Below are 22,131 nucleotides of genomic sequence, written 5' to 3' on the forward strand. Positions count from 1 at the left end.
ACGTTCCGGGACGGATCGCCGGGAACCGGACGGGCTCGCCATCCGATGTGATCAGTGGACAGACCGCCGCACGGCCGCACAGCCGCACTCGTGCGCCCCCCAGCCAGACCGACCCCTGACCGGAGGACCCGACGTGCCGGACCCGACCTCGAGCGCCGCCCCCGCCGGGCGCGCCCCCGACCGCTCGCCCGAGACGCCCCCGCCCCACGCCCGTCCCGACGACCACCCCGACGACCACCCCGGCAGCCGCTCCGGTCGCCGTCCCGGGAGCCGCTTCGATCCCCGCACGCTGCGTGCCGACCTCGGTGCCTCGCTCGTGGTGTTCCTGGTGGCCGTCCCGCTCTCCCTGGGCATCGCGCTCGCCTCGGGTGCGCCGATCATGGCCGGACTCATCGCCGGCGTGGTCGGCGGTGTCGTCGCGGGCCTGCTCGGCGGTTCACCCCTGCAGGTCAGCGGGCCCGCCGCCGGGCTGACCGTGATCGTCGCCGGGCTGGTCGACCAGTTCGGCTGGCAGGTCACCACGCTGATCACCGTCGGCGCCGGCGTCCTGCAGCTCGGCTTCGGGCTGTCCCGCCTCGCCCGGTTCACCCAGGCGATCCCACCCGCCGTCGTCCACGGCATGCTCGCCGGCATCGGCATCACGATCGCGCTGGCCCAGCTGCACGTCGTGCTCGGCGGCAGCGCGCGGACCGGCGCACTGGGCAACCTTCGCGAGCTCCCGGCGCAGCTGGCGAACCTGCACGGCGGCGCGGTCCTCGTGGGGCTCACCGCCGTCGCGATCATGATCGTGTGGCCGCGGCTGCCGGGACCGCAGAAGTCCATGCCGGGAGCGCTCGTCGCGGTCGGCGCCGCCACCGCGCTCAGCTTCGCGCTCGCCGACGTCCCGCGCGTCGACCTGCCCGGCAACCTCGTCGAGTCCGTGGCGCTGCCGGTCCTGCCGGACTCCGGGCTCTGGCTCGGGGTGCTCGGCGGCATGCTGACCGTGGCGCTCGTGGCGAGCGTCGAGAGCCTGCTCTCGGCCGTGGCCGTCGACCGGATGACCCAGGACCGCGACGGCGGGGCCCGCGCGGTCCGCACGGACGCCGACCGCGAGCTGCTCGGCCAGGGCGCCGGCAACGCCGTGTCCGGCCTCCTCGGCGGCCTCCCGATCACCGGCGTGATCGTCCGCAGCTCGGCCAACGTCCGGGCGGGCGCGCAGACCCGGGCCTCCACCGTGCTGCACGGCGTCTGGATCGCGCTGTTCGGCATCGTGCTGGTCTCGGTGATCGAGCTGATCCCGCTGGCCGCGCTGTCCGGCCTGCTCGTGGTCGTCGGCCTGCAGCTGGTCAAGCCGGCGGACATCCGCACGGCCCGGACCCACGGCGAGCTGCTGCTCTACGTCGTGACCGTGCTCGGGGTGGTGTTCCTCAACCTGCTCGAGGGCGTGGCGATCGGCCTCGTGCTGGCCGGGCTCCTGATGCTGCGCCGCGCCGCGCGCGCCCGGGTGCGGGTGGAGGAGCCGGCGGACTCCGCGCCGCGCCGCGTCGTCGTCGAGGGCACGTTGAGCTTCCTGTCGGTGCCGGCGCTGTCCCGTGTGCTGAACGAGGTGCCGGGCGGCGAGCCCGTGCGCGTCGACCTCGTTGTGGACTACCTCGACCACACCGCCTACGACCACCTCGAGTCCTGGACCCGCCGGCACCGCGCCACCGGCGGCCGGGTCGAGGTCAGCGAGCCCGCGGGCACGCGGACCGACCCGCAGCACGGCCGGTTCGCCACCTGGTCGCAGTGGCGGTCCGAGCACGCGGAGCACGACCGGGCGGACCCGAGCGCGCCGATGCTGGCCGGCGTCCGCGCCTACCACCGCGAGACGGCGGAGCACGTCCGACCGACCCTCTCGGGCCTGGCCGCCGGGCAGAGCCCGTCCGGGCTACTGCTGGCGTGCGCGGACTCCCGCGTGCTGCCGAACATGATCACGCACAGCGGTCCGGGTGACCTGTTCACCGTGCAGAACGTCGGCAACCTCGTCTCCGGCACCGGCGCGCTCGCCGCGGTCCAGTACGCGACCTCGGTGCTGCGCGTCCCCCTCGTCGCGGTCTGCGGCCACTCCGGCTGCGGGGCGATGAAGGGCCTGCTCGACGGCGTCCCCACCGACATGCCCGACGGCGCCCTGGGCGACTGGCTGCGCAGCGGCCGGCCCAGCCTCGACGCCTGGCTGGCGGGGCACCCCGCGGGCCGCGCGGGCGCCGAGGCGGGGTTCGAGCAGCGCGACTGCCTGGCCATGGTCAACGTCGCGGTGCAGCTGGACACGCTGCGCGAGCTCGGTGTCGACGCCGAGCTGATGGGCCTGTTCTTCGACATCCGCACCGCGGACGTCCTCGTGTACGACGCCGACGCCCGCGCCTTCCGGCCGCACGACGCGGTCGGCCCGGGGTTGGCGGGGTCGCGACCGCCCGCCGCACTGCGCGGGTAGGCGCAGCCGCGCGGGCGGCCGGAACACACGCGGACCCCGAGGAGTTGAGCACGACATGGCAACGGTGGAACTGACGACCGACAACTTCAACGAGGTCGTGGCGGCCGACGGGACGGTGCTCGTCGACTTCTGGGCCTCCTGGTGCGGCCCGTGCCGGCAGTTCGCGCCGGTGTTCGACGAGGCGTCGGAGAAGCACCCGGACATCACCTTCGGCAAGGTCGACACCGAGGCCCAGACCCAGTTGGCGCAGGCCTTCGGCATCTCGTCGATCCCGACGCTGATGGCGGTGCGGGACGGGGTGGTGCTCTACGCCCAGCCGGGGGCCCTGCCGGCGCCGGCGCTGGAGGAGCTGATCGGCAAGGTCCGGGAGGTCGACATGGACCAGGTCAAGGCCGAGGTCGCCCGCCAGCAGCAGGACCAGGAGGGCCAGGCGGGCCAGGCGGGCCAGGCGGGCCAGTAGTCGGTCACACCCCGGCCGGCCGGACGCGGGTGCCACCTAGGGTCTCCCGCGTGGCGCACCCCCTGGACTGGCTGGAGAGCAACGCGGAGCGCCGCAGGTCGGAAGGCCTGCGGCGCTCGTTGCGTCCGCGGACGCTGCCGACGGACGCGATCGACCTGGCGGGCAACGACTACCTGGGCCTCTCGCAGGACGCGCGGGTGGTCGAGGGCGCGGTCCGCGCCCTCCGCGCGTGGGGCGCCGGGTCCACCGGGTCCCGGCTGGTGACCGGCACGACGGCGCTGCACGCCACGCTGGAGGAGGAGCTCGCCGCGTTCTGCGGCGCCGAGGCCGCGCTGGTCTTCTCCTCCGGCTACACCGCCAACCTCGGGGTCGTCACCGCGCTGTCCGGCCGCGGCGCCCTCGTGGTGTCCGACGCGCACAGCCATGCCTCCCTCGTCGACGCGTGCCGGCTCTCCCGCGCCCGGGTCGTCGTCACGCCGCGGTCCGACGTGGCCGCGGTCGACGCCGCACTGGCGGCCCGCACCGAGCCGCGGGCGCTCGTCGTCACCGACGGCGTGGACAGCATCGACGGCGGCGTCGCCCCGCTGCGGGAGCTGCACGCGGTCTGCCGGGCGCGCGGGGCGGTGCTGGTGGTCGACGAGGCGCACGCCCTCGGCGTCTGCGGGCCCGGCGGGCGCGGCGTGCTGCGGGAGGCGGGCCTCGCCGGCGCCGACGACGTCGTGGCCACCGTGACCCTGTCCAAGTCGCTGGGCGGCCAGGGCGGCGCGGTGCTCGGCCCGCGCGCCGTGGTCGAGCACCTGGTCGACACGGCCCGCACCTTCATCTTCGACACCGGGCTCGCGCCCGCCTGCGTGGGCGCGGCGCTCGCCGCCCTGCGGGTGCTGCGCGAGGAGCCGGACCGGCCCGCCGCGGTGCTGCAGGTCGCGCAGGAGCTGGCGGCCATCGCCCGGTCCGGGCTCGCGTCGGCGCAGGGCCGCAGCGTTCCCGAGAAGGGGACGCCGCCGGCGGGGCCGTTGCCGTTCACGGGGTCCGCAGTGGTGCCGGTCGTGCTCGGGTCGCCCGTGACGGCGTTCCGGGCGGCCGGGCGCTGCCTGGACCGCGGGGTCCGGGCGGGCTGCTTCCGGCCGCCGTCGGTACCGGAGGGAACGAGCCGGCTGCGGCTCACCGCCCGGGCGGACCTCACCACGGCCGAGCTGGACCGCGTGCGGGTCGTGCTCCACGAGGTGCTCGCGGAGGTGCGCCGGTGACCGGCCGGGTGCTGGTGGTGAGCGGTACGGGGACGGACGTCGGCAAGACGGTCGTCACGGCCGCGGTCGCCGCGCTCGCGGTGGCGGCGGGGGAGCGGGTCGCGGTGCTCAAGCCCGCCCAGACCGGGGTCGGCCCGGACGAGCCCGGTGACCTGGCGGCCGTCGCCGCGCTGGTCCCCGGCGTGACCACGGCCGAGCTCGCGCGCTATCCGGAGCCGCTCGCCCCCGAGACGGCGGCCCGTCGCGCCGGCCTGCCGCCCCTCACCCCCGAGGCGGCCGTCGACGCCGCCCGTGACCTCGCCGCCGACCACGACCTGGTCCTCGTCGAGGGTGCCGGCGGGCTGCTGGTGCGGTTCACCCCCGACGGCACGCTCGCCGACGTCGCCGCGACGCTCGGCGCGCCCGTGCTCGTGGTGGCCGCGGCCGGGCTCGGCACGCTGAACCACACCGCCCTGACCACCGAGGCCCTGGCGCGGCGGGGGATCGCGTGTGCGGGCGTCGTCGTCGGGGCGTGGCCGGCGGCGCCGGACCTGGCGGCCCGCTGCAACCTCGCCGACCTGCCCGCCGTCACCGGCGTGCCGCTGCTCGGGGCACTGCCCGAACGGACCGGCGCCCTTCGTCCGGCTGAATTCGCCCGGGTCGCGCGTCACACCCTGGCCCCCGCGCTGGGGGGTGTTTGGCATAGTGCGCGCCCGTGACCACCGCGACGTCGATCGTCCTCAGCCGTGCCCGTGAGCAGGTCCTGGAGCGGGGTGAGGGCCTGTCGGAGGAGCAGGTCCTCGAGGTCCTGCAGCTGCCCGACTCCGAGCTCGACGCCCTGCTGGAGCTGGCCCACGAGGTGCGGATGCGCTGGTGCGGGCCGGAGGTCGAGGTCGAGGGCATCATCTCCCTGAAGACCGGCGGCTGCCCCGAGGACTGCCACTTCTGCTCGCAGTCCGGGCTGTTCGAGTCGCCGGTGCGCTCGGCGTGGCTCGACGTGCCCATGCTGGTCGAGGCGGCCAAGCAGACGGCGAAGACGGGTGCCACGGAGTTCTGCATCGTCGCGGCGGTGCGCGGGCCGGACGCGCGGCTGATGGCGCAGGTCGCGGCGGGGGTCGCGGCGATCAAGGACGCGGTGGACATCAACGTCGCGTGCTCGCTCGGCATGCTCACGCCGGAGCAGGTCACCGCGCTGGCCGGGATGGGCGTGCACCGCTACAACCACAACCTCGAGACCGCGCGCTCGCACTTCCCGAACGTCGTCACCACGCACACGTGGGAGGAGCGCTGGGAGACCCTGCGGCTCGTCCGCGAGGCCGGCATGGAGGTCTGCTGCGGCGGGATCGTCGGGATGGGCGAGACCCTGGGGCAGCGCGCGGAGTTCGCCGCGCAGCTCGCCTCGCTGACCCCCGACGAGGTGCCGCTGAACTTCCTCAACCCGCGCCCGGGCACGCCCTTCGGCGACCTCGAGCCGATGTCGGGGCCCGACGCGTTGCGCACCGTCGCCGCGTTCCGGCTCGCGCTGCCGCGCACGGTGCTGCGCTTCGCGGGCGGCCGCGAGCTGACCCTCGGCGACCTCGGCGCGCGGAAGGGCCTGCTCGGCGGGATCAACGCGGTGATCGTGGGCAACTACCTCACCACCCTCGGGCGGCCGGCCGAGGCGGACATCGACCTGCTCGGCGAGCTGGAGATGCCGATCAAGGCCCTCAACGAGACGTTGTGAGCGGCGTGGGGAGGGCGGTCTTCTGCGACCGCTGCGGCGCGCCGACGGCCGAGGGGGACCACGCCCGCTGCGCCCGCGAGCGGGACCTGGAGCCGCCGCGGTTCTGCCCGGAGTGCGCCCGGCGCATGGTCGTCCAGGTCGACCCCTTCGGCTGGACCGCGCGCTGCAGCCGGCACGGGACCCGCAGCTCCGCGGCCGCCGAGCGCTGAGTGACGGATCACCGCTCGCCGGGTGACGATCCGCCGCTCGGCGAGCGGTGCGGCGTGCCGGCGCAGCCCTCACAGAGCGTCGGGCAGGCCGAGGGCCGGGAACCAGGAGTGGCCGAACGTCGTGATCTCGGCGATCCGGTCGCCCTCCACCCGCAGGACGTCGAGCTTGAACGGCCGGAACGCCGTGTCCCCGGGCCGCCGCAGATAGCTCGCGGCGGCCGGCATGAGGTTGACGCCGGTGGGCAGGAGCCGCCAGTCGCCCTCGCGGTCCGGGCCGAACGCCCGCTCCAGCAGCGTCGCCAGCTGCCCGTGCCCCTCGAAGCAGAACGGCGCGGGCGGCATGGTGACCCGGATGTCCTCGGCCGCGGCGGCGAGCGCGGCGGCGGCGTCGTTGCGCTCGTGGGCGTCGATGAAGCGGTCGAGCAGCCCTTTCTCCGCCGCGCTCGGCTCGTGCGCGGACCAGTCGTCCCGGTGCGACGGCAGGTGGGTCCGCAGCGTCTCCCGGGCCCGCTGCAGCGCGCTGTTGGCCGCCGCGACGCTGGTACCGATCATCTCGGCGGTGTCCTTGGCGGGCAGGCCCAGCACCTCGCGGGCCAGCAGCGCGGCCCGCTGCCGGGGCGGCAGGACCTGCAGGGCCACGAGGAACGCGAGCTCGATCGTCTCCCGCGCGACGACGAGCGCATCGGGCTCCTTCTCGGCGCTCGCGGGCTCGAGCAGGGTGTCCGGGTAGGGGGTCAGCCACGCCACCTCGGCCGCGGACGCCGGGCGGCGGGCCCGGGCGCGCGCGGCGTCGAGACAGACCGTGGTCGCGATCCGGTACAGCCACGCCCGCAGGTGGGTGCCGTCGAAGCCGGCCCGCCCGCGCCAGGCCCGCAGGTAGGTCTCCTGGACGGCGTCCTCGGCGTCGGACACCGACGCGAGCATGCGGTAGCAGTGCACGTGCAGCTCGCGCCGGTGCCGGGCGAAGCCCGCCTCGAGATCGACCGTGCCGACCGTGCCGATCGTGTCGACCGCGTCGTCGGCGTCCATCAGCGCTTCGGCGTCCGGATCTCCTGCAGCGCCCAGGTGTTGCCGTCGGGGTCGGCGAAGTAGACGAAGGTGCCGTAGTCCTGGCGCTCGGGGTGCACCCCGGGCGTCTGCACGCCGTCGACGAAGTGCTGCGGCCCGCTGTTCTCGATCCCGGCGGCCTCCAGCTCGGCGTGCGCCTTCTCGATGTCCGAGACGACGAGGTGGCAGCCCTGCAGCGAGCCCGCCGCCGCGCCGCCGCCCAGGCCGGTGCCGAAGACGATCGAGCAGGCGGAGCCGGGCGGGGTGACCTGGACGGCGCGGAAGTGCTCGTTCGGGTGGAAGTCGGAGTCGACGGTGAAGCCGAGCTTGCCGGCGTAGAACTCGTACGCGCGCTCCACGTCGGAGACGGGGAGGACGACGACCTCGAGCCTGCAGTCCATGGTGGGTTCCTTCCTCTGCGGTGTGCTGTCGCTGCATGGAACGACGGCCGCGCCGGGAACTCATCGGTGAACCGGTGAGATGCTGTCGACCATGGACTGGGGCAACCTGCTCAAGCAAGCGGTCGACGTCGGCTTCAAGCTCCTGGCGCAGGCGGACGACGCACCCGCCCGGCCCGCGCCGGAGGGCCACGGCGGGGTCCGCACCGCACCGACGGGCGACCGGGCCCGGCGCATCGCCTACGCCCCGGAGCTCGACGGCGCCGCGGACCCGGGCGAGATCGTGTGGACCTGGGTGCCGTTCGAGGAGGACGCGAGCCAGGGCAAGGACCGGCCGCTGCTCGTCGTGGGGCGGCAGGGCGGGGAGCTGCTCGGGCTGATGCTCTCCAGCCAGCACCGGCGCGCCGGCGACCCGGACTGGGTCGGGATCGGCTCCGGGGAGTGGGACCGCGAGGGCCGCGAGTCCTTCATCCGGCTCGACCGGGTGCTCGAGGTCGGGGAGCACGACATCCGCCGCGAGGGCGCGGTGCTCGACCGGGGGCGCTTCGACCGGGTCGCGGACGAGCTGCGGGGCCGCTTCGGCTGGGAGTGAGCCCCACGCCGGATCAGTTGGGAGCGAAGGGTTCCGCGAAGGTGCTCATCGGCGTGGGCACCGCGCGGAGCTGCTGCAGCAGCCCACGCTCGCGGGCGACGAGCAGCCGCACCATCCGCAGCCGCTCGACCGGGCAGGTCTGCTCCAGCAGCGCCTGCCGGTCCTCCAGCGGCAGCAGGCAGTCCGCGGCGAGGACGTGCGCGAGCTCCGCCGTCGGGACCTCGCGCGCGGGCTCGGACCAGTCGTCGTTCTTCCACGCGGTGGCGCAGTAGTCGCGGTGCGCGGCCCGGGCGGCGCCGGCGAGCATCCGGGTCAGGTCGTCGGACTCGGAGGTCTCCTTGTCGTCCGGCACGTACTCCACGGAGCCGCAGAGGTACGGCTTGGCCTCCGCGTCGAGGTCGAGCAGCCGGAACCGCCGGGCGCCGGAGGTGACGACGTCGTAGCGGCCGTCGGGGAGCCGACGGACGTCGAGCAGCCGGGCAGTGCAGCCGATCGGGTGCAGCGCGGCGAGCCCGTCGGTGTCGGGATCGTGGCCCTCGCGCACGGCGACGACGCCGAACTCCTTGTCCGGCACCGCCCCCGTCACGAGGTCGACGGTGAGCTGGCGGTAGCGCGGCTCGAAGATGTGCAGCGGCAGCGACGCCCCGGGCATGAGCACGGTGCCCAGGGGGAAGAGGGGGATCGTCGCGACCACGTGGTCACGGTACGGGCCGGACCGCCCCGTCGCCCGCCGAATCGCGGCTGCCCGGCGGGCGGAGCACGGCCGAGGCGTCGGTGACCCGCAGCGCCCGCTCGGTGAAGCGGAACACCGCGGCGGGGCGGCCGCCGGCCGGCCCGGGCGGTGCGGTCTCGCCGGTCGCCTCCAGCACGTGCCGGCGGGTGAGCACCCGCTGCAGGTTGGTCGCCGACACCGGGTGCCCCAGCGCCGCGACGTAGAGCTCGCGCAACGCCGACACCGTGAACTCCGGCGGGGCGAGGGCGAAACCCAGGTTGGTGTAGGACAGCTTGGCCCGCAGTCGGTCCCGCGCGTCGTGGACGATCTCGGCGTGGTCGAACGCCGTCTCCGGCAGGTCGTCCACCGGGAACCAGGCGGTGTCGTCGGGCACGGCCGGGTCGACGTCGGACGGGACGAGCCCGAGGAACGCCGTGGCGACCAGCCGGATCCCGGGCACCCGCTCCGGCGCGCTGAACACGCCGAGCTGCTCGACGTGGGTGACCTCGCGGACGTCGACCTTCTCGGCGAGCTGGCGGCGCACCGACTCCTCGACGTCCTCGGTGTCGCCCAGCGTCCCGCCGGGCAGGGCCCAGCGGCCCCGGTCGGGGTCCTTGCCGCGCTGCCAGAGCAGCACCTGGAGGGCGTCCTCGCGGACCTGCAGGACGGCCGCGAGCACCTCGTGGCCCGTGGGACGGGCGGGCATGCGCCGATCGTAGGGGGCGGCCCGGAGATCCGGGCGAACCGTCCGTTCCGGGACACGCAGGTTACGGGCAGGTGAGTTCCGGGTCACGCGGACGGTGTTCCCGGGGCGGCGGCGATGCTACGATCGCCCTGTTTTCGACCTACAGGCGAAAACATCCGAGGAGGACGAGCGATGACCGTGACGGCGGACGTGCAGGCGGGGACCGGCGTCCCGTACCCCGGCTGGGCCGACGAGGTGCGGGAGCTGGCGCGGAGGCGCGACGCGGTGCTGCTGGCGCACAACTACCAGCTGCCGGCGATCCAGGACGTGGCCGACCACGTGGGCGACTCCCTGGCGCTGTCCCGGATCGCGGCCGAGGTCGACGCGGGGACCATCGTGTTCTGCGGCGTCCACTTCATGGCCGAGACGGCGAAGATCCTCTCGCCGGAGAAGACCGTACTGATCCCCGACGCGCGGGCCGGCTGCTCGCTCGCCGACTCGATCACCGTCGACGAGCTGCGGGCCTGGAAGGCCGAGCACCCCGGCGCCGTCGTGGTCAGCTACGTGAACACCACCGCCGCGGTCAAGGCGGAGACGGACATCTGCTGCACCTCGTCGAACGCGGTCGAGGTCGTCGCCTCGATCCCCGAGGACCGCGAGGTGCTCTTCCTGCCCGACCAGTTCCTCGGCGCGCACGTCCGGCGCACGCTGGGCCGGCAGAACATGCAGGTGTGGGCGGGGGAGTGCCACGTCCACGCCGGCATCAACGGCGCCGAGCTGACCGCGCAGGCCGAGGCGCACCCCGACGCCGAGCTCTTCGTGCACCCGGAGTGCGGCTGCGCCACCTCGGCGCTCTACCTCGCCGGCTCGGGGACCGTGGCCGCGGACCGGGTCAAGATCCTCTCGACGGGCGGGATGGTCGACGCCGCCCGGGCGTCGCACGCGAAGTCGGTGCTGGTGGCGACCGAGGTCGGCATGCTGCACCAGCTCCGCCGGGCCGCGCCGGAGATCGACTTCCGCGCGGTGAACGACCGCGCGAGCTGCAGCTACATGAAGATGATCACGCCGGAGGCGCTGCTGCGCAGCGTTCGCGAGGGCACCGACGAGGTGCACGTCGAGCCGGAGCTGGCTGCCCGGGGCCGCGCCGCGGTCGAGCGGATGATCGCGATCGGCCAGCCGGGAGGTGGCGAATGACGGGCCGGGACGTGGCCGTCGGCTGGGACGCCGCCGCCGACCTGGTCGTCGTCGGCAGTGGCGTCGCGGGGCTGACCGCCGCGCTCGACGCCGCCGAGGCCGGGCTGCGCGTGGTCGTGGTGACCAAGGACGCGACCGACGCGGGCAGCACCCGCTGGGCCCAGGGCGGCGTGGCCGTGGTGCTCGGCGACGTCCCGGGCGACACGGTCGACGCGCACGCCGCGGACACCCTCGCCGCGGGCGGCGGGCTCAACGACGCGGGAGCCGTCGCCGCGATCGTCGCCGGCGGGCCCGCAGCGGTCGGCCGGCTGCGCGAGCGCGGGGCGCTGTTCGACGCGCGTGGTGCCCGGCTCGACCGCACCCGGGAGGGCGGCCACTCCGCCTTCCGCGTGGTGCACGCGGGCGGCGACGCGACCGGCGCGGAGATCGAGCGCGCGCTCGTCGAGGCCGCCCGGTCGCTCACGATCCTCACCGGGCACGTCGCCGTCGACGCGCTGAAGGACGCGTCCGGTCGGGTGGCCGGGCTCGCCGTGCTCGACGACACCGGCCGCCCCGGCGTGCTGCGCGCCCCGGCGGTGCTCCTGGCCACCGGGGGCTACGGGCAGCTCTACGCGAGCACCACCAACCCCGGGACCTCGACCGGTGACGGCGTGGCGCTGGCCCTGCGGGCCGGGGCCGCCGCGGCCGACCTGGAGTTCGTGCAGTTCCACCCCACCGTGCTCTACACCGGGCCCGCGGTCGGGCGCCGGCCGCTGGTGACCGAGGCGGTCCGCGGCGAGGGCGCGGTCCTGCGCGACCGGGCCGGCACCCGGTTCATGGTCGGCCGGCACCCGCTCGCCGACCTCGCCCCGCGCGACGTCGTGGCCGCGGCGATCACCCGCCGGATGGCCGAGACCGGCGCCGACTGCATGTACCTCGACGCGACCGGGCTGGAGGGCTTCGCCGCCCGCTTCCCCACGGTGTACGCCTCCTGCCGCGAGGCCGGGATCGACCCGACCCGCGAGCCGATCCCGGTCACCCCGGCCGCGCACTACGCGTGCGGGGGCGTGGTCGCCGACATCGACGGCCGCACCGCGGTCCCCGGCCTCTACGCCGCGGGCGAGGTGGCCCGGACCGGCCTGCACGGGGCGAACCGGCTGGCGTCGAACTCCCTGCTCGAGGGGCTCGTGGTGGGGGAGCGCACGGTCCGCGCCGTGGTCGAGGACCTGGCCCAGCCGCGGACGTCGGCGCCCGAGCTGATCGCCCCGGCGCCTGCCGTGGGCGTGGCCGACCGGGGCGTCGTGCAGCGCGCGATGAGCGCCTACGCCGCGATCGGGCGGGACGCGACCGGCCTGGCCACGGCGTCGGACGTCGTCGAGCGGGCCACCGTGCTGGCCACCCCGCTCGACCGCACCGGCGTGGAGGACGCCGCGCTGACCCTGCTCGCGCAGGCCGTGCTCGCGGCCGCCGGCACCCGCCGGGAGAGCCGCGGCTGCCACGTCCGCACGGACTTCCCCGAGCGCGACGACGTGTGGCAGAAGGAGTCCCTGACCGTGACCCTCGACGACGCCGGCCGCCCCCGGATCGGCGCGGACGCCCTGGCGGGTGCGGCATGAGCACCGTGAACACGGCGATCGCCGCCGGCGTCGGCGGAGCCACCGAGATCGGGGTGCCGGACCCCGAGGACCTGGCCCGCGTGGTGCGCACCGCGCTCGACGAGGACCTGCGCTACGGGCCCGACGCCACCACGGCCGCGACCGTGCCCGCCGACGCCGTCGCGGTCGGGTCGTTCACCCCGCGCAAGGCCGGCGTGCTGTCCGGCGTCCCGGTCGCGAAGGCGGTGCTGGACCTGGTCGTGCCGGAGTGGGAGCTGCGCGCGGAGCTGCCGGACGGGTCCCGGCTGACGCCGGGCGAGCCCGCGCTCGTCGTCCGGGCGCCGGTCCGGGCGCTGCTGACGGCCGAGCGCACCGCCCTGAACCTGCTCTGCCACCTGTCCGGGGTGGCGACGGCGACGGCGCAGTGGGTCGACGCCGTCGCGGGCACCGGGGCGCGGATCCGGGACACCCGCAAGACGCTGCCCGGGCTGCGGCTGCTGGAGAAGTACGCCGTGCGCTGCGGCGGCGGGGTGAACCACCGGCTCGGGCTCGGCGACGCGATCCTGATCAAGGACAACCACGTGGCCGCGGCGGGGTCGGTGTCCGCGGCGCTGCGGGCCGCGCGCGAGCGGGCGCCGGAGCTGCCGTGCGAGGTCGAGGTGGACTCGCTCGCCCAGCTCGACGAGGTGCTGGCGCTGGGTGCGGAGCTGGTCCTGCTGGACAACTTCAGCCCGGAGCAGACCGCGGAGGCGGTGCGCCGCAGGGGTTCCGCGCCCACGCTGCTGGAGTCGAGCGGCGGGCTGGTGCTCGCGAACGCCCGGGAGTACGCCGTGACCGGGGTGGACTTCATCTCGGTCGGGGCCCTGACCCACTCGGTGACGGCGCTGGACCTGGGCCTGGACCTCTGAGCCGTGGTGCAGGCGCCGCTCCTGCACCACGTCGGTCACGTCAGTAGGGGGCGAGCTCGAGGACCGGGCGGCCGGACTCGGCGGCGTCGCGGGCGAAGGCGGCGAGGTCGGAGAGGATCTCGCCGAGCGCGTCCGGCTCGTCGTGCGCGATGGCCTCCGACCAGGCGGCCATCACCGGCGGCGCGGTCCGCGGGGTCATCTCGGCCAGGGCCTCGATCGCGGCTGCGGGCACCCGCGTCACGATCATGCCCGCGTCGACCTCGACGGCGAGCAGGCCGGCCGGTGCGCGCCGCTCGGCCGGCGCGGTGTCGGTCGGCGCGGTGTCGGCCGGCGCGGTGTCGGTCGGCGGGTCGGCCGGCCCGGTGTCGGACAGGGCCGCGTAGAGCGCGGCCAGCTCGCTGCGGCGCAACGGGATCGACAGGTGCGGCCAGTCGTCGAAGGAGTGCTCGCCGGACGCCACCGAGGCCACCGCGTCGGCCTCGTGCTCACCGGCCAGGAACCAGTCGCTCACCCCGCGGAATCTAGGCCAGCAGCTCGGCGGCCATCGGGGCGGGGAAGCGCACGGTGAAGCGGACCTCGCCGAGCAGGGCCTCCAGGGCGTGTGCGGCGGCCTCGACCTGCGCGCGGGCCTCGGCCCCGACGTCGGTCAGCAGCTTCAGCGCGATCGTCCCGTCCTTGCGCTGCACCCAGCCGCCCGCGACCGCCCCGTCGACCCAGATCGTGGGGCCGCCGTTGCCGTTGCGGTCGAACAGGTGCGGCGTGAGCGCGGGGTCCAGGTAGTGGTCGCGCTGCTTCCAGCCCATGGTCGTGGGGTCGAGGCCCGGGAGGAGGACCACGGACGGCTGCGGCTCCACGGGATCGAGGTCGTCGGGCAGGACGAACCCGGCGTCGGTCTCCACGGCCCCGACGTCGGCGAGCGCGGCCTTCGTGGTCGCGACCGTCCACCCGGCCCACCACTTCAGGTCGTCGCGGGTGGCCGGGCCGAAGGCACGCAGGTAGGCGCGGGCGAGCCCGGCCGCGGCCTCGCGCCTGGGCAGCGGCTCGCCGAGCCCGCCCGGGACCCAGGCGTCGGCGGCGGCCCAGCGGTACTGGCCGTTGATCCAGGTGCCGGTGGGCCGGGCGCGCAGCACCTCGCCGTCGAACCCCATGACCAGCAGGACCCGGGAGTGCAACGCCTGCACGGTCGCCTGGATCGGGACCGGCGTGGTGAGCTCCGGCAGCCGCAGGCCGACCTCGCGGGCGGGCAGCGGGCCCTCGGCCACGAGCAGCTCCCGGATCCGGGCGCGGGCGTCGGCGACGGTGGCGTCGGGGTCGGCGTACCCGCCGGCCGTCAGCTGCTGGTGCAGGTTGCGCCGCTGCACGGCGGCGACGTCGACGGTCGCGGCGTGGTGGGCGAGCCGGGCGTGGTGCGGGCCGAAGACCCACAGCGTGCGGCGCATGGCGTGGTGCCGGAGCAGGCTGCGGTCCTCGTAGAGCGCACGCTCCACCGCGGCGAGGTCCGGGTGCGCCATCCGCGCCGCGGCCGAGAGGTAGACCGTGACCGGGTCGCTGGAGTGCAGCCCGACCAGGTCGTCGACGATCCGCGGGACGTCGTCCGTGCGGGTCGCGGGGGCCAGCCGGTGCCGGGCGACGAGCCGCGCACGCCGCTGCTCGGCCGAGATGGAGGGAAGCGCCACCTGCCGCATTATGGTTCCCTGACGCACTCCGGCGGCCGGTGAGATCGCATCATGGTTTTCCCTGACGCGGTCCTCGAGCCCGCCGGAGCGCGTGCTGGCTCCATCACCCCGCACCGTACCCTGGACGCATGGTCCGCCCACTCCTGCGCCGCCTCGACCTGCGCTCCGAACCGCTGCCGCGACCTGCCGTGCTGCGCGGGATGCTGCCGCGCGCGGAGCTCGACGTCGACGCGGCGCTCGAGGCGGTCCGCCCGATCGTCGAGTCGGTGCGGGAGCGGGGCGTGGCGGCCGTGCTGGAGTTCACCGAGCGCTTCGACAAGGTACGGCCCGCGAGCGTCCGGGTGCCCGCGGCGGAGCTGGAGAAGGCCCTCGCCGACCTCGAGCCGGCCGTGCGCGAGGCGCTGGAGACCTCGATCGCGCGCGCCCGGAAGGTGCACGAGGAGCAGCGCCGCGAGGACGTCGTCACCCGCGTCGTACCGGGCGGCACGGTCACCGAGCGGTTCGTCCCGGTCCGCCGGGTCGGGCTGTACGCGCCGGGCGGGCTGGCGGTGTACCCGTCGTCGGTGATCATGAACGTGGTCCCGGCGCAGGCCGCGGGCGTGGAGTCGCTGGTCGTGGCCTCGCCGCCGCAGGCGGAGAACGGCGGCCTCCCGCACCCCACGATCCTGGCCGCGGCGGCGCTGCTGGGCGTCGACGAGGTGTGGGCCGTCGGCGGGGCGCAGTGCGTCGCGCTGCTGGCCCACGGCGGCACCGACACGGACGGCGCCGATCTCGAGCCGGTCGACATGGTCACCGGGCCGGGCAACATCTACCTGACCGCCGCCAAGCGCATGCTCCGCGGCCTCGTCGGGATCGACGCCGAGGCCGGCACCACCGAGATCGCGATCCTGGCCGACGGCGGGGCGGACCCGGTGCACGTCGCCGCCGACCTGATCTCGCAGGCCGAGCACGACCCGAACGCCGCGTCGGTGCTGGTCACGACCTCGGACGAGCTGGCCGGGGCGGTCGACGCCGAGCTGGAGCGCCAGGTCGCCGCCACCAAGCACACCGAGCGCATCCGCACCGCGCTCGCCGGGCCGCAGTCGGGCACGATCCTGGTGCGCGACCTGGCCGACGGTGTCGCGGTCGTCGACGCCTACGCCGCCGAGCACCTGGAGATCCAGACCGCCGACGCCCGCGAGGTCGGCGCGCGGGTCCGCAACGCCGGGGCGATCTTCATCGGCCCGTACGCGCCCGTCTCGCTCGGCGACTACTGCGCCGGCTCCAACCACGTGCTGCCGACCGGCGGCTGCGCACGGCACTCGGGCGGGCTCTCCACCGGCACGTTCCTGCGCGGCGTGCACGTGGTCGAGTACACCGAGGAGGCGCTGCGCGAGGTGGCGGACAAGGTCGTCACGCTGGCCACCGCGGAGGACCTACCGGCCCACGGCCAGGCCGTCACCGCCCGCTTCGGGACCGCGGGGTCCGGCCGGTGAGCGAGCGCGCGAGCGGAGGACCGGCGCGGTCCGGGCCCGGGAACGAGGTCCGGCTCGAGGACCTCCCGCTGCGGGAGTCGTTGCGCGGCAAGTCGCCCTACGGCGCTCCGCAGCTCGACGTCGCGGTCCGGCTCAACACCAACGAGAACCCGTACCCGCCGCCTCCCGAGCTGGTCGCCGACGTCACGGCCGCCTGCGAGGAGGCCGCGCGGAACCTGCACCGCTACCCGGACCGGGACGCGGTCGCCCTGCGCGAGGACCTCGCGGCGTACCTGACCCGGCAGACCGGGGTGGAGCTCGGTCGGGAGAACCTGTGGGCCGCCAACGGGTCCAACGAGATCCTCCAGCAGGTGCTGCAGGCCTTCGGCGGGCCCGGCCGGAGCGCGCTCGGGTTCGTGCCGAGCTACTCGATGCACCCGATCATCTCGTCGGGCACGCAGACCGAGTGGCTGGAGATCCCGCGCACGGCGGACTTCTCGGTCGACGTCGACGCCGCGCAGCTCCTGCTGAAGGAGCGCGCGCCGGACGTCACTTTCCTGACCAGCCCGAACAACCCGACCGGGCAGTCCCTGGATCCCGCGGACCTCGCGCTGCTGATCGACGCGGCCCCGGGGATCGTGGTGGTCGACGAGGCCTACGCCGAGTTCTCCGCCCACCCCAGCGCCACCACCCTGCTGGCCACCCACGGACACAAGCTGATCGTCTCGCGGACGATGAGCAAGGCGTTCGCGTTCGCGGGCGGCCGGCTCGGCTACCTGGCCGCCGCGCCCGCCGTGGTCGACGCGCTGCAGCTCGTCCGGCTGCCCTACCACCTGTCGGTGCTCACCCAGGCCGCCGCGCGGGCCGCGCTGCGGCACGCCGACGCCACGCTCGGCTCGGTTGCGCTGCTGGCCGCCGAGCGGGACCGGATCGTGCCGGAGCTGCAGGCCCTGGGCTACGACTGCGTCCCCAGCGACGCCAACTTCGTGCTGTTCGGCCGGTTCGCCGACGCCCCGCGGGCGTGGCGGACCTTCCTCGACCACGGCGTGCTGATCCGGGACGTGGGCATCCCGGAGCGGCTGCGGGTCACGATCGGCACCCCCGAGGAGAACGACGCGTTCGTGGCGGCCGCCGCGAACGTCGCCACGAAGGAGCTGTTGTGAGCGAGCCTGCGAGCGAGACCTCGGAGCGGCGCCGGACCGGCCGCGTGGAGCGCGTCACCAAGGAGTCGAAGGTCCTGGTCGAGATCGACCTCGACGGCACCGGGCAGACGAACGTCTCCACCGGCGTGCCGTTCTTCGACCACATGCTCGACGCCCTGGGCAAGCACGGCGCGTTCGACCTCACCGTGCAGGCCGAGGGCGACGTGCACCTCGACGCCCACCACACCGTCGAGGACACCGCGATCGTGCTCGGCCAGGCGCTGCGCCAGGCGTTGGGGGACAAGAAGGGCATCCGCCGCTTCGGCGACGCCTGGATCCCGATGGACGAGGCGCTCGCGCACGCCGTCGTCGACGTCTCCGGGCGGCCGTACACGGTGCACTCCGGCGAGCCCGAGGTCATGCAGGGCTTCGTCGTCGGTGGGCACTACCCGACGGTGCTGAACCGGCACGTCTTCGAGTCGCTGGCCTTCCACGGGCACCTCGCGCTGCACGTCCGCGTGCTCGACGGCCGGGACCCGCACCACATCACCGAGGCCGAGTTCAAGGCGATCGCCCGCGCCCTGCGCGCCGCCACCGAGCCGGACGAGCGGATCACCGGGATCGCCTCCACCAAGGGCACCCTCTAGGAACTCGCGGCCCGACCGACCAGGATGGGGGCGATGGACGCCCGGCACCTCCGCTACTTCCTGGCCGTGGTCGACCACGGCGGGTTCCACCGGGCGGCCGAGGCGCTGGCCGTCGGGCAACCCACGCTGACCCAGGCCGTCGCGGCGCTCGAGCGGGAGCTGCACAGCACGCTGTTCCACCACGTCGGGGCCGACGTCGTGCTCACCGAGGCGGGGCGCGCGCTCGTCGGACCGGCCCGCGAGGTCGGGCACGGGCTGGAGCTGGCCCGGGCGTCGGTCGAGGCGGTCGAGGGGCTGCGGGCCGGGCGGGTGGAGATCGTCGCCACGCCGTCGCAGGCGGTGTCGCCGCTGGCCGGGACCATCTCGCGGTTCTGCGCCGCGCACCCCGGGGTCCGGGTGGTGGTGCGGGCCGCGTTCACCGCGGACCAGGTGATCGACACCGTCCGCTCCGGCGCCACCGAGCTCGGCCTGCTGGCCAGCGCGCGGCCCCTCCCCGCCACCGGGCTGGACCTGCACCCCGTCGCGCGGCAGCGGTTCGTGCTGGTCACGCCCCCGGGGTCGACCCTCGCCGGGCCGGTCCGGCCGGACCAGCTCGCGGAGTGCCGGCTGATCGCCGGGCCCCCGGGCACCGCCATGCGCTCGGTGCTCGACGGGCTCGCCCGGCAGGGCGCAGCCGTCGCGGCGGAGTGCGAGCACCGGGAGGCGATGCTGCCGCTGGTGCTGGCCGGGGTCGGGATGGCCGTGCTGCCCGACTCCTGGCGCGATCTCGCGGAGCGGGCCGGGGCCCGCGTCGTGGAGCTGGAACCGCCGGCGCACCTGGACATCGCCTACGTCAGCCGCACCGGCGCCGTCACGGCGGCCGCCCGGGCGTTCCTCGACCAGGCCACCCTCGAGACCCACCGCCCGGCGCCCGTCGACGCGTGCTGACCCGGTCCGGGCGGTCCGTACACTGGCAGGCGTGTCGCGGATCGTCGTGCTGGACTACGGATCGGGGAACCTGCGGTCGGCCGAGCGCGCGCTGCGGCGGGTGGGGGCGGACGTCACCGTCACCGCCGACTTCGACGCCGCCTGCGAGGCCGACGGGCTGGTCGTCCCCGGCGTCGGTGCGTTCGCGCACTGCATGGAGGGGCTCAACGCCGTCCGGGGCCCGCAGCTGATCGGCCGTCGCCTGGCCGGCGGCCGTCCGGTGCTCGGGATCTGCGTCGGCATGCAGGTGATGTTCGACCGCGGCGTGGAGTTCGGCGTGGAGGCCGACGGGTGCGGGCAGTGGCCGGGCACCGTCGAGCGGCTGAAGGCGGACGTGCTGCCGCACATGGGCTGGAACACGGTGACCGCCCCCGCGGGCTCGACCCTGTTCAACGGCCTCGACGCCGGCACCCGCTTCTACTTCGTGCACTCCTTCGCCGCCCGGCGGTGGGAGCTGGAGTCGTCGCACGCCATCCGGCCGCCCCTGGTCACCTGGGCGCACCACGGCGAGGACTTCGTCGCGGCCGTCGAGAACGGGCCGCTCGCCGCCACCCAGTTCCACCCGGAGAAGTCCGGCGACGCGGGCGCGCAGGTGCTGCAGAACTGGCTGCGGGACGTGGTGGGCTGAGGTGAGTGAGGCGCCGCAGCCGGAGACCCCGGGCGGGCCGACCCCCGTGATCACCCGTCCTGGACCCGGGAGGTCGAATTCCGACTCTCGGCGTCCCGGCTCCGTGATCACCGCCGCGCACGGCGGCGCCGCCGGGTGCGCGAGGCCCGGTGGGTAGGCTCGTGCGGTGAGTTTCACCCTTCTTCCCGCTGTGGACGTCGCCGACGGGCAGGCCGTGCGCCTGGTCCAGGGCGAGGCAGGCACCGAGACCTCCTACGGCGCGCCGCGCGAGGCGGCGCTGAAGTGGCAGGAGGACGGCGCCGAGTGGATCCATCTCGTCGACCTCGACGCGGCGTTCGGCAAGGGGTCGAACGCGGAGCTGCTGGCCGCCGTCATCGGTGAGCTGGACGTCAAGGTGGAGCTGTCCGGCGGGATCCGGGACGACGAGTCCCTGGCCCGCGCCCTGTCCACCGGCTGCGCCCGGGTCAACCTCGGCACGGCCGCGCTGGAGAACCCGGAATGGTGCGCCAAGGTCTGCGCGGAACACGGCGAGAAGATCGCCGTGGGGCTGGACGTGAAGATCTCCGGCGGGCAGCACCGGCTCGCCGCCCGCGGCTGGACGCAGGACGGCGGCGATCTCTGGGAGACCCTGGCGCGCATGGACCGCGACGGGGTCTCCCGCTACATCGTCACGGACGTGTCGAAGGACGGCACGCTGCAGGGGCCGAACGTCGAGCTGCTGAAGCAGGTGGCGGCGACGACCCCGGCCCCCGTGGTGGCGTCCGGCGGGATCTCCGAGATCAAGGACCTGGTCGCGCTGGCCGAGACCGGGGTGATCGAGGGCTCGATCGTCGGCAAGGCCCTGTACGCCGGGCGGTTCACGCTGCCCGAGGCGCTCGCGGCGGTGCGCTAGTGGGTGTCGCGGTCCGCGTCATCCCCTGCCTGGACGTCGACGCCGGGCGGGTGGTCAAGGGCGTCAACTTCAAGGAGCTGCGCGACGCCGGCGACCCGGTCGAGATGGCCGCGGTCTACGACGCCGAGGGCGCCGACGAGCTCACGTTCCTCGACGTCACCGCGTCGTCGGGGGAGCGGGAGACGATGGTCGACGTCGTCCGGCGCACCGCCGAGCAGGTCTTCATCCCGCTGACCGTCGGCGGCGGTATCCGCACGCCCGACGACGTCGACCGCATGCTGCGCGCCGGCGCCGACAAGGTCTCCGTGAACACCGCGGCGATCGCGCGCCCGGAGCTGCTGGGCGAGATGGCGCGGCGCTTCGGCTCGCAGTGCATCGTGCTGTCGGTCGACGCGCGGCGGGTGGTGGACGGGCCGGCCACGCCGTCGACCTTCGAGGTCACCACGCACGGCGGCCGCACGGGCACCGGGATCGACGCCGTCGAGTGGGCCGCCCGCGGCCAGGAGCTCGGCGTCGGCGAGATCCTGCTGAACTCGATGGACGCCGACGGAACGCGGGCCGGCTTCGACCTCGAGCTGATCGAGAAGGTGCGCCGGGTGGTCGACGTCCCGGTGATCGCCTCGGGCGGGGCGGGCGCGCTGGAGCACTTCCCGCCGGCCGTCCGCGCCGGTGCCGACGCGGTGCTGGCCGCCAGCGTGTTCCACTTCGGGCAGCTCCGGATCGGCGAGGTCAAGGACGTGCTGCGCGCCGACCACGTGGAGGTCCGGTGAGCGAGCTCGCGAGCGAACCGGCAGCGCAGAACCGCGTCGAGACCTCCGAGCTGGACCCGGCGATCGCGAAGCGGCTCAAGCGCGACGCCGACGGCCTGGTGTGTGCGGTCGTGCAGCAGCGGGGAACCAACGAGGTGCTGATGGTCGCGTGGATGGACGACGAGGCGCTGCACCGCACCCTCACCACGCGCCGCGGCACGTACTGGTCGCGCAGCCGGCAGGACTACTGGGTCAAGGGCGAGACCTCCGGACACGTCCAGCAGGTCCACGAGGTCCGGCTGGACTGCGACGGGGACACCCTGCTCGTCGTCGTCGACCAGGAGGGCGCGGCCTGCCACACCGGCGACCACACCTGTTTCGACGCCGACCGCCTGCTCTGATCAGCCCGACATCACCCAGCGGATGCCCCGCGTGACGCCCTCGCCGGCGAGCCGGACCACGGTCGCCTCGGCCACGGGCAGGTAGGGCAGCCGCAACGGCCCCCGCGCCCAGCGGGGCAGCAGCCCGACGGCCGCGGCCGCGAGCAGCGCGTACGGCGCACGTGCGGGCAGCGCCAGGGGCGGGCTGAGCAGCAGGAACCGGGCGGCGGAGCGCGCCTCCGGGGTGCCGCGCAGCTCCGGGCGGAAGGCGCGGAGGCGCGCGGCGAGCGCCGCCTCGGTCTCCGGCGGGTCGACGACGCCGAGCTCGCGCGCCACGCGGGCGGTGTCGGCGACGTAGCCGTCCCGGCCCTCCTGGTCCAGCGGCTGCGACCCGTACCGCTGGTGGGCGCGCAGGAAGCT

25 protein-coding genes are annotated in these 22,131 nt (G+C 75.3%); 18 read left to right on the top strand and 7 right to left on the bottom strand.

What is annotated here, in order from left to right:
* Positions 1-133 precede the first annotated feature (133 nt).
* Genes LWC35_RS32445 through bsaP form a run of 6 tightly spaced genes read left to right on the top strand, consistent with a single transcriptional unit; the run spans position 134 to position 6,067 of the window.
* The gene (locus tag LWC35_RS32445; RefSeq protein ID WP_232874255.1) at positions 134-2,449 is read left to right on the top strand and encodes a SulP family inorganic anion transporter; all 2,316 of its coding nucleotides are present in this window, start codon (positions 134-136) and stop codon (positions 2,447-2,449) included.
* Between the two features lie 55 nt (positions 2,450-2,504).
* On the top strand, positions 2,505-2,909 hold the full coding sequence (gene trxA / locus LWC35_RS32450) for a thioredoxin (RefSeq protein WP_232874257.1): 405 nt from the start codon (positions 2,505-2,507) through the stop codon (positions 2,907-2,909).
* A gap of 50 nt (positions 2,910-2,959) precedes the next feature.
* Positions 2,960-4,156, top strand: coding sequence for an 8-amino-7-oxononanoate synthase (locus LWC35_RS32455; RefSeq protein WP_232874259.1), 1,197 nt, complete (start codon positions 2,960-2,962; stop codon positions 4,154-4,156).
* Positions 4,153-4,854 carry a dethiobiotin synthase gene (gene bioD / locus LWC35_RS32460; RefSeq protein WP_232874261.1) on the top strand — a complete coding sequence of 234 codons (702 nt, stop codon included), beginning with the start codon at positions 4,153-4,155 and terminating at the stop codon, positions 4,852-4,854. The genes LWC35_RS32455 and bioD overlap by 4 nt, the downstream gene beginning before the upstream one ends.
* Complete coding sequence (bioB, locus tag LWC35_RS32465; protein WP_232874262.1) at positions 4,851-5,858, top strand: biotin synthase BioB; 1,008 nt, start codon at positions 4,851-4,853, stop codon at positions 5,856-5,858. The genes bioD and bioB overlap by 4 nt, the downstream gene beginning before the upstream one ends.
* Positions 5,855-6,067 (top strand): biotin synthase auxiliary protein BsaP, encoded by a 213-nt coding sequence (gene bsaP / locus LWC35_RS32470; RefSeq protein WP_232874264.1) that lies wholly within the window; start codon positions 5,855-5,857, stop codon positions 6,065-6,067. Before bioB ends, bsaP begins: the two co-directional genes overlap by 4 nt.
* Positions 6,068-6,136: 69 nt before the next feature.
* Here the strand turns inward: bsaP and LWC35_RS32475 are convergent, their stop codons facing one another.
* Entirely contained in the window at positions 6,137-7,096 is a 960-nt protein-coding gene (locus LWC35_RS32475; RefSeq protein ID WP_232874266.1) for an RNA polymerase subunit sigma-70, read from the bottom strand.
* Positions 7,096-7,515 carry a VOC family protein gene (locus LWC35_RS32480; RefSeq protein WP_232874268.1) on the bottom strand — a complete coding sequence of 140 codons (420 nt, stop codon included), beginning with the start codon at positions 7,513-7,515 and terminating at the stop codon, positions 7,096-7,098. The genes LWC35_RS32475 and LWC35_RS32480 overlap by 1 nt, the downstream gene beginning before the upstream one ends.
* 91 nt (positions 7,516-7,606) lie before the next feature.
* Here LWC35_RS32480 and LWC35_RS32485 point away from each other — a divergent pair, with 91 nt between their 5' ends.
* Entirely contained in the window at positions 7,607-8,104 is a 498-nt protein-coding gene (locus tag LWC35_RS32485; protein WP_232874270.1) for a type II toxin-antitoxin system PemK/MazF family toxin, read from the top strand.
* 13 nt (positions 8,105-8,117) lie between these two features.
* Here the strand turns inward: LWC35_RS32485 and LWC35_RS32490 are convergent, their stop codons facing one another.
* On the bottom strand, positions 8,118-8,798 hold the full coding sequence (locus LWC35_RS32490; protein WP_308194717.1) for an LON peptidase substrate-binding domain-containing protein: 681 nt from the start codon (positions 8,796-8,798) through the stop codon (positions 8,118-8,120).
* A gap of 4 nt (positions 8,799-8,802) precedes the next feature.
* Positions 8,803-9,522, bottom strand: coding sequence for an NUDIX hydrolase (locus tag LWC35_RS32495; RefSeq protein ID WP_232874272.1), 720 nt, complete (start codon positions 9,520-9,522; stop codon positions 8,803-8,805).
* Positions 9,523-9,693: 171 nt separating this feature from the next.
* On the opposite strand from LWC35_RS32495, the gene nadA reads away from it, so the two are divergent.
* From nadA to nadC, 3 genes are read left to right on the top strand one after another with little or no spacing between them, the layout of a single operon-like run.
* A complete protein-coding gene (gene nadA / locus LWC35_RS32500) occupies positions 9,694-10,695 on the top strand; it encodes a quinolinate synthase NadA (protein WP_232874274.1) in 1,002 nt (333 codons plus the stop codon).
* Positions 10,692-12,290, top strand: a complete 1,599-nt coding sequence (locus LWC35_RS32505) for an L-aspartate oxidase (protein ID WP_232874276.1) — start codon at positions 10,692-10,694, stop codon at positions 12,288-12,290. Before nadA ends, LWC35_RS32505 begins: the two co-directional genes overlap by 4 nt.
* On the top strand, positions 12,287-13,177 hold the full coding sequence (gene nadC, locus LWC35_RS32510; protein ID WP_232874278.1) for a carboxylating nicotinate-nucleotide diphosphorylase: 891 nt from the start codon (positions 12,287-12,289) through the stop codon (positions 13,175-13,177). Before LWC35_RS32505 ends, nadC begins: the two co-directional genes overlap by 4 nt.
* A gap of 40 nt (positions 13,178-13,217) precedes the next feature.
* On the opposite strand, the gene LWC35_RS32515 is transcribed toward nadC, so the two are convergent.
* Together LWC35_RS32515 and LWC35_RS32520 are read right to left on the bottom strand one after the other, a co-directional pair.
* Positions 13,218-13,688, bottom strand: a complete 471-nt coding sequence (locus LWC35_RS32515; protein WP_232874280.1) for a hypothetical protein — start codon at positions 13,686-13,688, stop codon at positions 13,218-13,220.
* Between the two features lie 10 nt (positions 13,689-13,698).
* Positions 13,699-14,853 (bottom strand): winged helix DNA-binding domain-containing protein, encoded by a 1,155-nt coding sequence (locus LWC35_RS32520; protein WP_232874282.1) that lies wholly within the window; start codon positions 14,851-14,853, stop codon positions 13,699-13,701.
* Between the two features lie 128 nt (positions 14,854-14,981).
* Here LWC35_RS32520 and hisD point away from each other — a divergent pair, with 128 nt between their 5' ends.
* The 8 genes from hisD (at position 14,982) to hisI (ending at position 21,732) form a co-directional block, all read left to right on the top strand.
* On the top strand, positions 14,982-16,328 hold the full coding sequence (gene hisD, locus LWC35_RS32525) for a histidinol dehydrogenase (RefSeq protein WP_232874284.1): 1,347 nt from the start codon (positions 14,982-14,984) through the stop codon (positions 16,326-16,328).
* Positions 16,325-17,470: a histidinol-phosphate transaminase gene (locus LWC35_RS32530; RefSeq protein ID WP_232874286.1), complete on the top strand. Its 1,146-nt coding sequence runs from the start codon at positions 16,325-16,327 to the stop codon at positions 17,468-17,470. The genes hisD and LWC35_RS32530 overlap by 4 nt, the downstream gene beginning before the upstream one ends.
* Entirely contained in the window at positions 17,467-18,096 is a 630-nt protein-coding gene (gene hisB, locus LWC35_RS32535; RefSeq protein WP_232874288.1) for an imidazoleglycerol-phosphate dehydratase HisB, read from the top strand. Before LWC35_RS32530 ends, hisB begins: the two co-directional genes overlap by 4 nt.
* Positions 18,097-18,129: 33 nt before the next feature.
* On the top strand, positions 18,130-19,023 hold the full coding sequence (locus tag LWC35_RS32540) for a LysR family transcriptional regulator (protein ID WP_232874290.1): 894 nt from the start codon (positions 18,130-18,132) through the stop codon (positions 19,021-19,023).
* Between the two features lie 31 nt (positions 19,024-19,054).
* The gene (gene hisH / locus LWC35_RS32545) at positions 19,055-19,690 is read left to right on the top strand and encodes an imidazole glycerol phosphate synthase subunit HisH (RefSeq protein ID WP_232874292.1); all 636 of its coding nucleotides are present in this window, start codon (positions 19,055-19,057) and stop codon (positions 19,688-19,690) included.
* A 166-nt stretch (positions 19,691-19,856) separates the two neighbouring features.
* A complete protein-coding gene (gene priA, locus LWC35_RS32550) occupies positions 19,857-20,582 on the top strand; it encodes a bifunctional 1-(5-phosphoribosyl)-5-((5-phosphoribosylamino)methylideneamino)imidazole-4-carboxamide isomerase/phosphoribosylanthranilate isomerase PriA (RefSeq protein WP_232874294.1) in 726 nt (241 codons plus the stop codon).
* Entirely contained in the window at positions 20,582-21,352 is a 771-nt protein-coding gene (gene hisF / locus LWC35_RS32555; RefSeq protein WP_232874296.1) for an imidazole glycerol phosphate synthase subunit HisF, read from the top strand. Before priA ends, hisF begins: the two co-directional genes overlap by 1 nt.
* Positions 21,349-21,732 carry a phosphoribosyl-AMP cyclohydrolase gene (gene hisI / locus LWC35_RS32560; RefSeq protein WP_232874298.1) on the top strand — a complete coding sequence of 128 codons (384 nt, stop codon included), beginning with the start codon at positions 21,349-21,351 and terminating at the stop codon, positions 21,730-21,732. The genes hisF and hisI overlap by 4 nt, the downstream gene beginning before the upstream one ends.
* On the opposite strand, the gene LWC35_RS32565 is transcribed toward hisI, so the two are convergent.
* Positions 21,733-22,131, bottom strand: a 399-nt coding sequence (locus LWC35_RS32565) for an oxygenase MpaB family protein (protein WP_232874301.1), incomplete at its 5' end; no start/stop codon positions are given. It lies immediately after the preceding gene.

Origin of the sequence: Pseudonocardia kujensis (assembly GCF_021283305.1) — a bacterium.
Taxonomy (GTDB): Bacteria; Actinomycetota; Actinomycetes; order Mycobacteriales; family Pseudonocardiaceae; genus Pseudonocardia; species Pseudonocardia kujensis.